We start from the raw sequence: 13,465 nt of genomic DNA, 5'->3' as shown, positions 1-13,465 counted from the left end.
GAGGGCCGCGGACCGAACCGCGGCCCATCATTTCTATGGGCCGAGCATGACCATCGCACATCTTGCCGAAGAGCCCGCGTCTGCTCGCTCCGGCCTCGACCCGCTGGGAGTTCTTGTTGCCCTGGGTGCCATTCCAGGACTGCTCCTGCCGTTTGCGGTCTTCAAGGCCAATCGCATCGTGCCCGGCGAGGGCGTGCTTCTCTGGGAGGCCTTGCCGGCGTTCCCTGCCGCGATCGGGCTGGCCTGGATTGTCCTCTGCATCATCGTCGCGCTCTGGCGCATGCCGCCGGCCGTCAAGCTCGCCGCGAGCGCGTCGAGCCTGCTGGTCCTGCTGCTTCTGATCGGTATCGCCGCACAGGCGATGACGCCGTCAGGAGACAATTATGCCCGCATCGGCATCGGCGCCGGGTTCTGGCTCCTCGCCTTTGTGCTGGCGCTGATGCTGACCGACGCGCTGGCGCGGCTGCGGCCCGGACCCTGGTTGCGGCTCGCTCTTCTGCTGACCGCGTGGGTTGCGGTCGGCATCATCCTCTGGAGCGGCGCCTGGGATGCGCTGTCCATCGTCAAGGAATACGGCAGCCGCGCTCCGGCCTTCTGGCAGGAGGCGCGGACTCATCTGTTCCTGGCATTCGGCTCGGTCGCGCTGGCGACTGCGATCGGCCTGCCGCTCGGCATCGCCTGCTACAAGTTCATCGCGCTGCGGGCGGGCGCGCTCAACCTCCTCAACGTCATCCAGACCATTCCTTCGATCGCGCTGTTCGGCGTCCTGATCGCGCCGCTCGCCTGGGTCGCCGCCAATGTCCCAGGCGCCAGCGCCGCCGGAATATCGGGAATCGGTGTGGCGCCGGCCATGGTGGCGCTGACCGCCTATGCGCTCCTGCCCGTCGTCGCCAACACGATCGTGGGCCTGAACGGGCTGCCGGACGCAACCGTGGAGGCCGCGCGCGGCATGGGCATGACCTGGCTGCAGCGGCTGTTGCAGGTCGAGTTGCCCCTTGCCTTTCCGGTGATCCTCACCGGAATCCGCATCGTACTGGTGCAGAATATCGGGCTCGCCACCATTGCTGCACTGATCGGGGGCGGCGGTTTCGGTGTCTTCGTCTTCCAGGGTGTGGGGCAGACCGCCATCGACCTCGTGCTGCTCGGGGCTGCACCCACCGTGTCGCTGGCGTTCGCGGCGGCGGTGCTGCTCGACAGTTTCATCGAACTCAGCTCGAAAAGGGCCACGGCGTGATCGAGATCGAAAACATCGTCAAGACCTTCCGCGACGCAACGGCGGTCGATCATGTCACCCTCACGATCGAACCGCACACGATCTGCGCGCTTGTAGGCACATCCGGTTCGGGCAAGACCACGCTGTTGCGCATGATCAACCGCCTGGTCCAGCCCACCAGCGGCAGCATCCGTGTCGATGGGCAGGACGTGATGAGCGTTCCGGCCTACGCGCTGCGGCGAAAAATGGGTTATGTCATCCAGGGCCACGGCCTCTTCCCGCACTGGACCATCGCGCAGAATGTCGGCACGGTCCCTGGTTTGCTCGGTTGGGACAGGGCAAAGATCGACAGGCGTGTCGACGAGTTGCTCGACCTGTTCCAGCTCGATCCGGCCACCTACCGGGATCGCATGCCCGCCCAGCTTTCCGGCGGGCAGCGGCAGCGGGTCGGCGTGGCCCGCGCCCTCGCGGCCGAGCCCAACATTCTCCTCATGGATGAGCCCTTCGGAGCACTCGACCCCGTGACCCGCGGCAGGGCGCAGGAAGAATTGCGCGCCATCCAGGCTCGCTTCGGCACCACCATCGTGCTGGTGACCCATGACATGGATGAAGCCATTTTGCTGGGTCACCGCATCGCGGTCATGGATAAGGGCCGGCTGCTGCAATGCGCGCCGCCGGCAGAGATCATCGCCCGCCCGGCCACCGATTTCGTGCGCGAGCTGGTCGGCACCACTGATCGCGCCTTTCGCTTGCTGTCGCTTTCGACCATCGGCGACCATATCGAGCAGGGGGAGGCCAGCGGCGACCCGCTCGATGCCAACATGACCCTGCGCGGTGCCTATTCGGAACTGCTGTGGTCTGGCCGCAAGGCGGCGCCCGTCGTCCGCGACGGCGTTCGTGTCGGTATTGTTTCTCTCGACGGCCTCGGGCAATTGGCGGCGCATCCGTGAACCGGTTCGGACTGCTCCTGCGGCTCGTGGCACTGGTCGTCCTGGTCTGGCTGGTCGTGCAGCCGTCCGCGTTTTCCGGCTTTTTCTCGCTGTTCGCGCGATCGGCCCAGCCCGCCATCTACTATCAGGGCAGTCTCCTGGCGCTGACGTTGAGCCACCTGCTGATAGTACTTGTCGCCATCGCTGCCTCTGCGATCCTGGCCATCGGTCTCGCCATTCTCGTCACGCGGCCGTTCGGCGCCGACTTCCTTGCGGTATCGAGGGCGCTCGCCAATATCGGTCAGACCTTCCCGCCGGTGGCGGTTCTCGCGCTCTGTGTTCCGCTCCTCGGATTTGGCACTACGCCGACGCTGGTGGCGCTCTTTCTCTATGGCTTGCTGCCCATCTTCGAGAACACGCTGGCCGGCCTTTCGAGCGTTCCTCCGACGGTTACCGAAGCCGCCAAGGGCATGGGGCTCACCCCGTTCCAGCGGCTGACCAAGGTCGAATTGCCGCTGTCCCTGCCGCTGATCCTGGCGGGCCTTCGGCTTTCCACAACCATAGCGCTATCGACGGCGACCATCGGCTCAACAGTCGCCGCCCCGACACTGGGCGAGGTCATCATCGCCGGTCTTCAATCGGGGAACACCGCCTTCGTGGTCCAAGGGGGCCTCATCGTCGGTATCCTGGCGATCCTCATCCACGACGGCTTTGCCGCGTTGGAACAGCACCAACGCAGGCGCACCGGGCGCTGACGATCTCAGCTGCCCGGCGAGATGCTCCGGTCGTAATCGCCTGAAGCCGGGATTTTCGAGCAAATTTCGCGCAGCGCCGGTTTGAGCCCTTCCTCGAGCGTCGGGTGGTAGAAGGGCTGGGACAGCATCTCGCTCGCGGTGATGCCGTGTGCCACCGCCTGCACCAGAAGATGCGCCATGTGTTCGGCGCCAGGGCAGAACAGCAGCGCTCCGGTCAGCCTTCCACGGGTCGGCTCTGCATGGATGACCACGCGTCCAAGCGCCTCGTCTTCCACCTTGGCGCGCCCCTGGTCATCGTAGTCGGAGGTGCCGAAGACACTGGCGCCGGTGGGTTCGGCCCCGACCCTGGCGATGACGGGTTGGGAAAAGATCATCGAGAATGGTGTCATCCGCGGCGTGCGCACGACTGTGGGATAGGTCGCCGCATTGCGGCCGGCCATGCGTCCTTCCGACGAGGCTTCGTGCAGCACGGGAACATCCGCATTCGCGTCGCCGGCAATGAAAATCGGGGCAGTACCGCATTGCATGCTTTCCCGGTCGTATTCCGGGGTGCCATTCTCGTCGAGACGGATGCCTGTTGTCTCGAGCCCGAGGTCGCGCAACTGCGGTGGGCGGCCGGTGGCAATCAGGACATGATCGAATATCTCTGCGCCCTCGGCCGCGCCGGACCAGTGCACTCTAGCGCCCGTATTGGCCCGACTGCCTCTGGTCTTGACGCCGAGGTGAAGCGTCAGCTCGGCCCCGATTGCCTTTTGGATGAGGTCCTGCATCGCTTCGTCCTGCACCCCACCGATGGTTTCGGACTCGTCGAAAAGGCAGGTGCGGACGCCCAGGCGGGCGAACGCCTGTGACAGTTCGAGCCCGATGGGGCCGCCCCCGATCACCGCGATCGATTTGGGCAGGTCCACGAGGTCGAACACCGTCTCATGGGTAAGGCAAAGATCGGCGATCTCCTTGAACCCCTTGGGGATGACGGGGTTGCCGCCGGTCGCAATCACCACGGCCCTTGCCGTGATGATGCGCCCATCCTCGAGGCCAAGCCTTGTCGCGGATAGAAAGCGCGCCCGCCCGGTGATCATCGTGCCGGCCGGAAAGTCTTCGAAGCCCTTGCGTGTCGCGGCGGCGAACCGGTCGCGCTCGGCGCGCAGCCGCCCCATGACGCGCCTGCCATCGACGCGAATGCCGTCGACGCCGATCCCGAAGACATCGGCATGACGGGCGTCGTGTGCGGCATTGCCTGCGGCGATCAGCAGCTTGGAGGGCATGCAGCCCACATTGGCGCACATCGTGCCTGAAAACGCGTCGTCGACGAGCAGCACCTTCGCGCCTTCGCGCAGCGCTCGGCGCATCGCCGCCAGTCCCGCTGTGCCTGCGCCGATCACGGCCACGTCGCACTCGAGTTCATCGACTTGGGCCATGTTGTAGCTTTCCCGATTGAGGACGGAATGGTCCGCGTCAGGAAAAGTCTCGGGCGCGCGGTGTGGTTCCGCCCCGGGCGCTTATGCGCTTTCCGTGAGGTTGATGCCCGGAATTGCGGCGATCAACTCGCGGGTATAGGGGTGCTGAGGGGCGGTGAAGAGCCGCTCCGGCGGCCCGGATTCGACGATCTCGCCACTCTTCATCACATGCACCATATGCGAGATCAGCCGCACCACTGCGAGGTTGTGGCTGATGAAAAGGTAGGACAGCCCCAACTCGCGCTGCAGCGAGACGAGCAGTTCGAGAACCTGCGCCTGCACGATGACGTCAAGCGCCGAAACAGCTTCGTCGAGCACGATCAGGTCCGGTCTGAGCGCCAGGGCGCGGGCGATCGCCACGCGCTGGCTTTGTCCGCCTGAAATCTCGGCGGGTCGGCGCGTCGCGATATCCTGCGGCAGCGCGACCTGGTCGAGCAGCTCTCGCACCCGTGCAGCGCGTGCAGTGGCGTCACCCATGCCATGGAGGATCATCGGTTCCTCGATGGATTCGAGCACGGTATAGCGGGCATCGAGTGAGCCGAACGGGTTCTGGAACACCGGCTGCATGCGGCGGCGGAAGGCAAAAAGCGCGCGCCCCTTGAGATGCGTGATTGGGACGCCATCGAACGAGATGTCGCCCGCCGTCGGCTCTTCGATCTTAAGCAGCATCCGCGCCGTCGTCGATTTGCCCGACCCTGACTCCCCGACGATGGCGACCGTCTGGCCGCGGGCAATCGCGATGTCAGAGCCGGCGACGGCCACGAATTTTTGCTTCGCTTCAAACAAGCCGCCGCCGCCGCCATAGACCTTTCTGAGGCCGGTGATCTTCACCAGAGGCGCTGCAGCGCTGCCGTCCGGCGCCCCAGGCTGCGTCGTGATGAGGGGCGTACTATCGAGTGTGGGCGCCGCAGCGACGAGCCGCCGGGTGTATTCGTGGCTCGGACGGCGCAGCACCGCGCGCGCATCGCCGTTTTCCACCACGTCCCCGCGGTACATGACGACCACGTCGTCGGCATGCTCGGCAGCCATGGCGAGGTCGTGGGTGATGAGAACGAGGGCCGTGCCAAGCTGGCTCGTCAGTCGGTCCAGCTCTTCGAGAATGACCCGCTGCACGGTCACGTCAAGCGCGCTGGTCGGCTCGTCCGCCAGCAGGAGCTTGGGTTCGCAGGCAAGACCCGCGGCGATCAACACGCGCTGGCGCATCCCGCCCGAGAGTTCGTGCGGATACTGCCGGGCACGACGCGACGGTTCTGGAATGCCGACCATTTCCAGAAGGTCGACGGCGCGGGCCAAGGCGGCCTTGCCAATTGCCTTGCCGTGGACTTCCAGTGCCTCGGCAATCTGCGTGCCGACGCGCTGCAGGGGATTGAGATTGGTCATCGGGTCCTGCGGCACGAGCCCGATGAGGCTGCCCCGCATGGCCCGCAGCTCCGTCTCCTTCATCCGCGCGATGTCGCGCCCCTGAAACAGGATTTCCCCGGAAACGATGCGTCCGTTGGCTGCCAGAAGACCATTCATCGCGGCAGCGATTGTGGATTTGCCTGAACCGGATTCCCCCACGATCGCAACCTTGCGCCCGGCCTCCAGCGTGAGGTTGAAATTCCGTACGGCCGAAATGGGCCCGCGCGGCGTCTCGAATTCGATCGAGACGTCACGCATGACGAGCAGGGGGCGGGAGTCTTCGGTCATGACGGGCCTCGCGAACGGACAAGGGCCAGCCGCATCGCGGCCGGCCCGGTTTGACGGCCTAGCTGGCCAGTGCCTGATTGGGTGCGCCCCAGGCCTTGGCGATGTCGCCGACCTGAACGACGTGGGCAAACGACCATGCCATGCTGAAGAGGGCATAGTGCGTGCGCTCGGGCAGAAACTCGGCAACCGCGTCCGCCACCACGAACGTGTTATAGTCGCGCTGGCCGGCATCGCGCACCGTCGACTCCACACAGATGTTGGCGGTGACGCCGCAGACGATCAGGTTGCGGATGCCCATGCCGGTCAGCACTGGCTCCAGCCGCGTTCCATAGAAGGAACTGGGGCGGGACTTGTCGATAACGACTTCATCGGGCCGCTGGCCGAGTTCGGGAATAAGCTCGATCTCGTCGCTCCCATGGGCAAGCGAAGATACAGCGAGCCGTTCTTCGGCCATGGCACCGTACTTGACGCCGAAATCCACCCCGCCCACCGAATAGACGTAGCGCGTGAAGATGACAGGCACGCCGTTCCGACGGGCGATGTCGACGAGCTTCACGGTGCCTGGAATGGCTGCCCGCAACGGAGAGACATCGATGCCGATCTGGCCCAGCGAGTCGTTGTTGTCGAAGAACGCGCGCTGCATGTCCACGACGAGCAGCGCGGTGTTCTGCTTGGGAATGTCCCCGTCGTAGAGGCGGTAGGGGTGGAGTTCAGCCATTGTGGTCATTCCCCTCAGTTGAAGACGATCATGCCGTCGGCACGCGGCGTCCAGTCGAGCCCCTTGGTGACGCCATAGGTGTTGGTGTCAATGAAGAGCGGTGCGTAATAGGTGTCGCGATTGACGATGCTGCTGACCTCACCGAGCGTGGCGGCGCGGGTTGCTGGGTCGCCTTCGGCCAGTTGACGGTCGAGCAGGGCGTCGATTTCGGTGTCCTCGGCAAAACCCTGGTTGCCTGAGCGGATAAGCATCGAGAAGGGCAAGTCGCCATCCAGCACCGAAGGCGCGAAGCGGAAGACGTAAAGCCCGGGCAGCTCGCGGATGAACCAGTTGTTGATGAAGGTAGAAGCTTCCTGGGGTTCCAGCGTGACCTGCAGGCCTGCCTCGTTGAGGAAGAAGGCCAGCACCTGCGCCATCTGGTCGATCTGCGGCAGGCCGGTATTGGGATAGGTCAGCGGGATGGGCGTGCCATCGTAGCCGGAGGCGGCAATCAGGCTCTTGGCTTCCTCGAGATTGAACGGCGTCGCGGCAATCGCGGCGTCGTAGCCGAAGGTGGCGGGGGCCAGCAGCTGCGACGCCGGCGTCATCAAGCCGTTGAGGAGGCGATCGTTGAGGGTCTGACGATCAATCGCCATGTCGATGGCCTTGCGGACATTGACGTCGCCGAGCCAGGTATTGCCGGTGTTGAAGCCGAGATAGACAACGAGGTTGGACTGCACGCTGACGATGTCCACGGCGCCCGAACCTTCGACGGCCGGGACGCTGGAGGGGCCGAGCAGCGCGATATCGAGGTCGCCGGACTGCACCGAATTGGCACGTGCCGTTTCATCGGGGACGGTCTGGAAGATGACGGTCGGGTAGGTGCCCTTGTTGCCCCAGTAGTTGTCGTTGCGCTGTAGGGTCACGGCGACATCGCTCACCCAGCTTTCCACCACATAGGGACCCGACCCGATTGGCTTCCGGCCGTATTCGTCCGCGCCCATGGCCTCGTAGGCAGCCTTGGACACGATCGGTACCAGCGTTAGCTGCCGGTCCAGCGGTGCATAGCCCTGGTTGAGCGTGATGACGATCGAATTGCCTTCCGCGGTCACGCTCTCGACCTTGGTGAGATAGCCGCCGAGGCGCGAGGCGGGATCGTTCATCGCCGTCTCGAAGGTAAACACGACGTCTTCGGCAGTCACCGGCGAGCCATCGTGAAAGGTCACGCCCTCGCGCAGGGTGAACGTCCAGGTCTTGAGATCGTCCGAGGCGGTCCACTCGGTGGCAAGGCGCGGCGTGACCTGTCCATCATTGTCCATGCCCACCAGCTGGTCGAAGACGCTGTAGAAGATGTTCAGCGACTGCAGATCGGTATCGTAGATGGGGTTGAGGCTGGTCGGGTCCGTCACCTGCGCGGCGCGAACTGTGGTCTGCTCTTGCGACAGGACGGGGGACGCAAACGCGGCGCCGGCTGCGAGCACGGCGGTGGAGAGCAAAAGGCTACGACGGGTCAGGCGATAGGCAGAACGGGTCATTGTTACCTCCGGTATGGGACGCTAGCCGCGCGTCCGGCGGGTCGTCAGGGCCTGCGAGGCAAACTGGATGCCCCCTATCAGCAGGAAGATGGCGATGGCGGGAAAGACGGTGAGAAACGGGTGGGTCTGCAGGTAGCGCTGACCTTCGCTGATCATCAGCCCAAGGCTTGGTGTCGGCGGCTGGATACCGAGGCCGATGAAGCTCAGGGATGACTCGATGGTGATGATGACGCCGATATCGAATGCAGCCAGCACGAAGACCGAGGGAAGCACGTTGGGCAGCAGATGCCGGCTCATGATCCACCAGCCCGAACCGCCGGCCGTGGTCACCGCCGTGATGAACTCGCGTTCGCGCAGGGACATGACCTGTGCGCGCACCACGCGCCCGTAGCCGACCCAGTTCGTCAACCCGAGCAGGACCACAAGCAGCACCGGGTGAGAGCCCAGCGAGGCCACTAGGACGATCAGCAACAGCACCACCGGGATGGACAGCTGGATATTGCCCATGGCCATCAACACGCTGTCGATCGGACCGCGCAGCCATCCTGCTAGAAGGCCGATGGTGAGGCCGAGGCAGGCGCTGATCAGCACGGCGCCGCCCGCGATCAGCACGGACACGCGCGTCGCCATCGACAGTCGGCTGAGCATGTCGCGTCCCAGGGCGTCCGTGCCGAGCGGATAGGCGGCGTTGCGCAAGGCCGGCTCCTGCGCGAACAGCAGGTTCTGTTTGATCGGGTCGAAGCCGGGCCAGAAGGGCACCGCGATCACCAGCAGCGCCACGATGGCGAGCATCAGCATGGCGAGGACGAACGAGAACGCAAAGCGGGGTGCCCGAGACGCCGGCCTCGATGCGGTTGCGGTTGGTGTGCTGGCCATCACGACAGCCTCACTCTTGGGTCGAGCAGGCCGTAGAGGATGTCCACCACGGCATTGATGAGGATGAAGATGACGGCGATCGTCACGACGCCCGCCTGCACGATCGGATAGTCGCGCTGGGTGACGCCCTGGACGATGAGACGGCCCAGGCCTGGCCAGTTAAACACCATCTCCAGCACCACAGTGCCGCCCACGAGGATGCCCAGATTGATGCCGGCCACGGTGATCACCGGCAGGATTGCATTGGGCAACAGGTGGCGCATGACGAGCCGCAGGCGTCCGACGCCGCGCGCCCGTGCGGTGCGCACCCAGTCGTTGCTACGAAGTTCGTCGAAGAACGTGTTGAAGAGCCGCAGGTAAAGGGCGACCTCGAACGTCGCCATGGTGATGACGGGGATCACGTAGCTCGCCAGCGAATTGCGCCCGATGGCGGGCAGCAGCGCCATGTTCACCGACAGCAGCAGGATCAGCAGGATGCCGAAGAGGTAGGGTGGGATCGCCTGGCGGATGGTGGCGGCCCAGAGCAGGACATTCTTGAGCCGCCTGCTGCCTGAGACTTCCCCGACAGCCGCAAGGATCAGCGCCAGCGAAAAACCGATCACAAAGGCGCTGATCGCTAGCTCCAGGGTTGCCGGCAGGCGCTCGAGCACGAGGTCGAGGGCGGGACGCTGCTGCCGGATGGAATTGCCCAGGTCGCCTTGCGCGGCACTGACCATGAAGTCCCAGTATTGTTCGATCATTGGCCGGTTGAGGCCGAGATACTCGCGCATCGCATCGACATCGGCCTGCGTCGCCTGGTCCGGCAGCATCAGGCGGACAGGATCCCCGGTGAGGCGAGCAAGGAAGAACACGAAGGTCAGGATGGCGGCGAGCGTCAGGAGGGCCCAGCCAAGTCGCGCCGCTATAAAACCAATCATTCTCGCCCTCCAGGTCGCCAGATTAGGACAACTCTGAAAACTGTCAACAGTTTACTGATGACTCCGCGGAGTGATGTGGATCGGCTAAGTTGCCAGTGCGGGTTGCCCTGTGCCGCGTTTGCGGGCATTCCGGGAATCTCTGCAATTGCCGCGAGGTGACGGACCTGGTGCGAAGGTCGATATTCGGAATGCGGGCGCCCTATTGGGTGGCCCTGATGTGCCTGGTTCTGGCAGTCCCGGTCGCGACTGTGTCGTTCCGCATGCTCACCGAAATCTATTTCAACCAGGCGGCCTCACGCGCCGACGACACGCTGGGATTGGCCGTCTCGGCACTGCAGGGCCAGCTGGATCGCTATCGCAAGCTCCCGCAACTGCTGGCGGAGCTACAGGACATCAGGGACCTCGCCGCCAATCCTGGCGATGCCGACAAGATCGTCTCAGCCAATGCCTACCTCGAGGCGACGAGTGATCTGCTCGAGGCGTCCGACATCTACGTCATGACCGGAGATGGCACGACCATCGCGGCGTCCAACCACGCATCCGAGGCCTCCTTCATCGGCGAGACCTTCGATTATCGTCCATATTTCACCGACGCCATCGCAGGGCGCGACGGCAGTTTCTTCGCGCTGGGCACGACATCGCTGAGGCGGGGCTATTACTTCAGCGCACCGATCATCAACGCGGACAGGATCGATGGCGTCCTCGCCATCAAGGTCGATATCGACGCCATCGAGAACAGCTGGCGCTCGGGCGATACCGAGATCATCGTGTCCGATCCGGAAGGCATCATCTTCATGTCTGGGCGAAGCGAATGGCTGTTCGCCTCTCTCGAACCCCTGACCCAGGAGAGGCTCGATCGCACCGGGCAGACCCGTCGTTATGCCGATGCAGAACTCGTCGAACTTCCGGCGGCGCTGACGAGGACGAAGCAGGGGCATAGCCTCTTGTCCTTTCTCGATGGCGATCCTGCGCCGGAATATCTTAGCGTATCCCAGCCCATGCCCGAAGCCGGCTGGACCGTCCGCGTGCTCCTCGATGCGTCGCCCGCGCGCGCTGAAGCGCTGATCACCACACTGCTTCTGCTCTCGGCTATGGCAGTCGTCACCATGGGTGTCATCGTCTGGATGCAGCGCCGCATGCGGCTTGCCGAACGGCTGGCCATGCAGGCCGAGGCCCGCGAACAACTGGAGCGGCGCGTGGCCGAACGGACGACCGATCTCGGCCTCGCCAATAGCCGTCTCGAGGCCGAAGTGGTGGAGCGGCGCAATGCCGAGGAGAAACTCCGCAAGACCCAAGCCGATCTGGTGCAGGCCGGCAAGCTCGCCGCGCTGGGCCAGATGTCGGCAGCGCTGTCCCATGAATTCAACCAGCCACTTGCCGCCGTCCGTTCCTATGCCGACAGCGCGCTGGTGATGATCGATCGCGATCGCACCGGCGAGGTGCGCCAGTATGTCGAGCGTATCGGCGGCCTGACCGAAAAGATGACGACGATCAGCCGGCACCTGTCCAATTTCGCGCGCAAGCCGGGTGAGCAATTGCGCCCGGTAGACCTCGACCCGATCGTCGCGGACGCGCTGGCCATCCTCGACTGGCGAGTGCGAGACCAGGTCATCGTTGTCACCACTGACCTTGCCGACTGCCCGTTGGCTCAGGCCGGATCGGTGCGCCTGCAGCAGGTGCTGGTCAATATCCTGTCTAACGCCTTCGATGCCATCGAGGGACGCGAAAAGCGTGAAGTCGCCATTGCCGCGCGCCAGCTGGACGGGAGGATCGCGTTGACGGTCGCCGATACCGGTCCAGGCGTCCCGGCCGGCGTCATCGACCGCATTTTCGATCCGTTCTTTTCCACCAAGGGCGTCGGGCGCGGCTTGGGCCTCGGATTGTCGATCTCCTACAATATCGTCAAGGATTTCGGCGGCGACCTTACCGTGCGCAATGCCCCTGCCGGTGGCGCGGTGTTCACGATCCTGCTCGAGCCTGCCGAAAGTCGAGAACTGGAGCCCGCGCAATGAAGCAAGGCGAAATTCTGCTCGTCGAGGACGACGAGGAAATGCGGATCGCCACCGCGCTAGCGCTTGAGCTCGCCGGCTTTGCCGTGCGCAGCCTCGAAAATGCCGAGGAGGCGCTGCATCGCGTCGGCTTCGGGTTCAACGGCATCGTCGTTTCCGATATCCGCATGCCGGGCATGGACGGCATGACGCTGATGGCCCGCATCCGCGATCTCGATCCCGATATTCCGGTGATCCTCGTGACTGGCCACGGCGACGTGCAGCTGGCGGTCCGTGCCATCCGCGAAGGCGCCTACGACTTCGTCGAGAAGCCTTTCTCCAACACCGACCTGTCCGATATCAGCGCCCGTGCCATGGATCGGCGGCGGTTGGTGCTGGAAAATCGCATCCTCCGCGCAGCGGCCGGACATCCCGACGACCTCGAGCAGCGCCTGACCGGCCGATCTTCGGCGATGATCGACCTTCGCCATAAATTGCGCGCCGTTGGGCCGACCGATGCCGACGTACTGATCGTGGGCGACGTGGGTGTCGGCAAGGAAGTCGCGGCGCGCGCGCTGCACGATCTGTCCGGGCGCGCTGGCAAGCCCTTCGTCGCCATAAATTGCGCGGCGCTTCCCTCCGGGTTGATCGAAAGCGAATTGTTCGGGCATGAAGCCGGCGCGTTTCCGGGAGCACTGCGGGCCCGCTTCGGCAAGTTCGAGCTGGCGCGCGGCGGCACCATTCTGCTCGACGACATTGGCGCCATGCCGGTCGATGTGCAGGCCAAGCTTCTGCGCGTGTTCGAGGAGCGTGCCATCACGCGTCTGGGCACCAGCGAGGCCTTTCCGCTCGATGTGCGCTTCATCGCCACCAGCAAGGTCGACCTCGAGGATGAAGTTGTCGCCGGTCGTTTTATGGCTGAACTGCTTTACCGGCTCAATGTCATCACCCTGCGCATCCCGGCTTTGTCGCAACGCGCCGAGGACATCCCCATGTTGTTTCTCAAGCTTGTCGGAGAGGCCGCCGCGCGGTATCGCCGCGAACCGGTGGACGTCTCGCCGCAGGTTCTGGCCGCAGTGGCCGAACGCGATTGGCGTGGCAATGTCCGCGAGCTGCGCAATGCCGCAGACCGTTTCGGGCTTGGCCTCGGGCTCTCCTCCGAGACCGGACCGGTAGTGGCTGAAAACAGCAGTGCGAGCCTTTCCGAGCGCATGGCGGCGGCCGAAAAGGCCATCATAGCAAACGCCCTTGCAGCCCATGGGGGAAGGGTCAAGCCGGTCTACGAATCCCTCGGGCTGTCCCGAAAGGCGCTCTACATGAAGATGCGTCGCCATGGCCTCGAGCGTCGTGGCTTTGTCGATGACGGATCAAGCGAGGCCTGATTGGGTCGTTTCCGACCCATGGCTGCA

11 protein-coding genes are annotated in these 13,465 nt (G+C 64.4%); 5 read left to right on the top strand and 6 right to left on the bottom strand.

Annotated features, from left to right (window positions below):
- Positions 1-46: 46 nt before the first annotated feature.
- From CCK88_RS13520 to CCK88_RS13510, 3 genes are read left to right on the top strand one after another with little or no spacing between them, the layout of a single operon-like run.
- Complete coding sequence (locus CCK88_RS13520) at positions 47-1,234, top strand: ABC transporter permease (protein WP_086471966.1); 1,188 nt, start codon at positions 47-49, stop codon at positions 1,232-1,234.
- Positions 1,231-2,163, top strand: coding sequence for an ABC transporter ATP-binding protein (locus CCK88_RS13515; RefSeq protein ID WP_086471128.1), 933 nt, complete (start codon positions 1,231-1,233; stop codon positions 2,161-2,163). The genes CCK88_RS13520 and CCK88_RS13515 overlap by 4 nt, the downstream gene beginning before the upstream one ends.
- Positions 2,160-2,897 (top strand): ABC transporter permease, encoded by a 738-nt coding sequence (locus CCK88_RS13510; RefSeq protein WP_086471127.1) that lies wholly within the window; start codon positions 2,160-2,162, stop codon positions 2,895-2,897. Before CCK88_RS13515 ends, CCK88_RS13510 begins: the two co-directional genes overlap by 4 nt.
- 5 nt (positions 2,898-2,902) lie before the next feature.
- On the opposite strand, the gene CCK88_RS13505 is transcribed toward CCK88_RS13510, so the two are convergent.
- The 6 genes from CCK88_RS13505 to CCK88_RS13480 form a co-directional block, all read right to left on the bottom strand.
- Positions 2,903-4,315 carry a dihydrolipoyl dehydrogenase gene (locus tag CCK88_RS13505; protein ID WP_086471126.1) on the bottom strand — a complete coding sequence of 471 codons (1,413 nt, stop codon included), beginning with the start codon at positions 4,313-4,315 and terminating at the stop codon, positions 2,903-2,905.
- Positions 4,316-4,396: 81 nt separating this feature from the next.
- On the bottom strand, positions 4,397-6,043 hold the full coding sequence (locus tag CCK88_RS13500; RefSeq protein WP_086471125.1) for a dipeptide ABC transporter ATP-binding protein: 1,647 nt from the start codon (positions 6,041-6,043) through the stop codon (positions 4,397-4,399).
- Between the two features lie 58 nt (positions 6,044-6,101).
- The gene (locus CCK88_RS13495; protein ID WP_170926490.1) at positions 6,102-6,761 is read right to left on the bottom strand and encodes a cysteine hydrolase family protein; all 660 of its coding nucleotides are present in this window, start codon (positions 6,759-6,761) and stop codon (positions 6,102-6,104) included.
- A gap of 14 nt (positions 6,762-6,775) precedes the next feature.
- Positions 6,776-8,275 (bottom strand): ABC transporter substrate-binding protein, encoded by a 1,500-nt coding sequence (locus CCK88_RS13490; protein WP_086471123.1) that lies wholly within the window; start codon positions 8,273-8,275, stop codon positions 6,776-6,778.
- Positions 8,276-8,296: 21 nt separating this feature from the next.
- On the bottom strand, positions 8,297-9,151 hold the full coding sequence (locus CCK88_RS13485; protein WP_086471122.1) for an ABC transporter permease: 855 nt from the start codon (positions 9,149-9,151) through the stop codon (positions 8,297-8,299).
- Positions 9,151-10,068, bottom strand: coding sequence for an ABC transporter permease (locus CCK88_RS13480; RefSeq protein ID WP_086471121.1), 918 nt, complete (start codon positions 10,066-10,068; stop codon positions 9,151-9,153). Before CCK88_RS13480 ends, CCK88_RS13485 begins: the two co-directional genes overlap by 1 nt.
- Positions 10,069-10,256: 188 nt before the next feature.
- Between CCK88_RS13480 and CCK88_RS13475 the strand changes: the two genes are divergently transcribed.
- Both CCK88_RS13475 and CCK88_RS13470 read left to right on the top strand, forming a co-directional pair.
- Positions 10,257-12,080 carry a sensor histidine kinase gene (locus CCK88_RS13475; RefSeq protein WP_086471120.1) on the top strand — a complete coding sequence of 608 codons (1,824 nt, stop codon included), beginning with the start codon at positions 10,257-10,259 and terminating at the stop codon, positions 12,078-12,080.
- Positions 12,077-13,438 carry a sigma-54-dependent transcriptional regulator gene (locus CCK88_RS13470; protein ID WP_086471119.1) on the top strand — a complete coding sequence of 454 codons (1,362 nt, stop codon included), beginning with the start codon at positions 12,077-12,079 and terminating at the stop codon, positions 13,436-13,438. Before CCK88_RS13475 ends, CCK88_RS13470 begins: the two co-directional genes overlap by 4 nt.
- The last annotated feature ends 27 nt before the right edge of the window (positions 13,439-13,465 follow it).

The sequence above is a fragment of the Devosia lucknowensis genome (assembly GCF_900177655.1).
In the GTDB taxonomy this organism is placed as follows: Bacteria; Pseudomonadota; Alphaproteobacteria; order Rhizobiales; family Devosiaceae; genus Devosia; species Devosia lucknowensis.
This window is presented reverse-complemented; position numbering and strand designations above follow the sequence as displayed.

What these genes read in the sequence shown, in the direction of transcription:
- CCK88_RS13520 (WP_086471966.1), top strand. Translation starts at nt 47, where the DNA reads ATGACCATCGCACATCTTGCCGAAGAGCCCGCGTCTGCTCGCTCCGGC.
- CCK88_RS13505 (WP_086471126.1), bottom strand. Translation starts at nt 4,315, where the DNA reads ATGGCCCAAGTCGATGAACTCGAGTGCGACGTGGCCGTGATCGGCGCA.
- CCK88_RS13500 (WP_086471125.1), bottom strand. Translation starts at nt 6,043, where the DNA reads ATGACCGAAGACTCCCGCCCCCTGCTCGTCATGCGTGACGTCTCGATC.
- CCK88_RS13495 (WP_170926490.1), bottom strand. Translation starts at nt 6,761, where the DNA reads ATGGCTGAACTCCACCCCTACCGCCTCTACGACGGGGACATTCCCAAG.
- CCK88_RS13490 (WP_086471123.1), bottom strand. Translation starts at nt 8,275, where the DNA reads ATGACCCGTTCTGCCTATCGCCTGACCCGTCGTAGCCTTTTGCTCTCC.
- CCK88_RS13485 (WP_086471122.1), bottom strand. Translation starts at nt 9,151, where the DNA reads ATGGCCAGCACACCAACCGCAACCGCATCGAGGCCGGCGTCTCGGGCA.
- CCK88_RS13480 (WP_086471121.1), bottom strand. Translation starts at nt 10,068, where the DNA reads ATGATTGGTTTTATAGCGGCGCGACTTGGCTGGGCCCTCCTGACGCTC.
- CCK88_RS13475 (WP_086471120.1), top strand. Translation starts at nt 10,257, where the DNA reads ATGCGGGCGCCCTATTGGGTGGCCCTGATGTGCCTGGTTCTGGCAGTC.
- CCK88_RS13470 (WP_086471119.1), top strand. Translation starts at nt 12,077, where the DNA reads ATGAAGCAAGGCGAAATTCTGCTCGTCGAGGACGACGAGGAAATGCGG.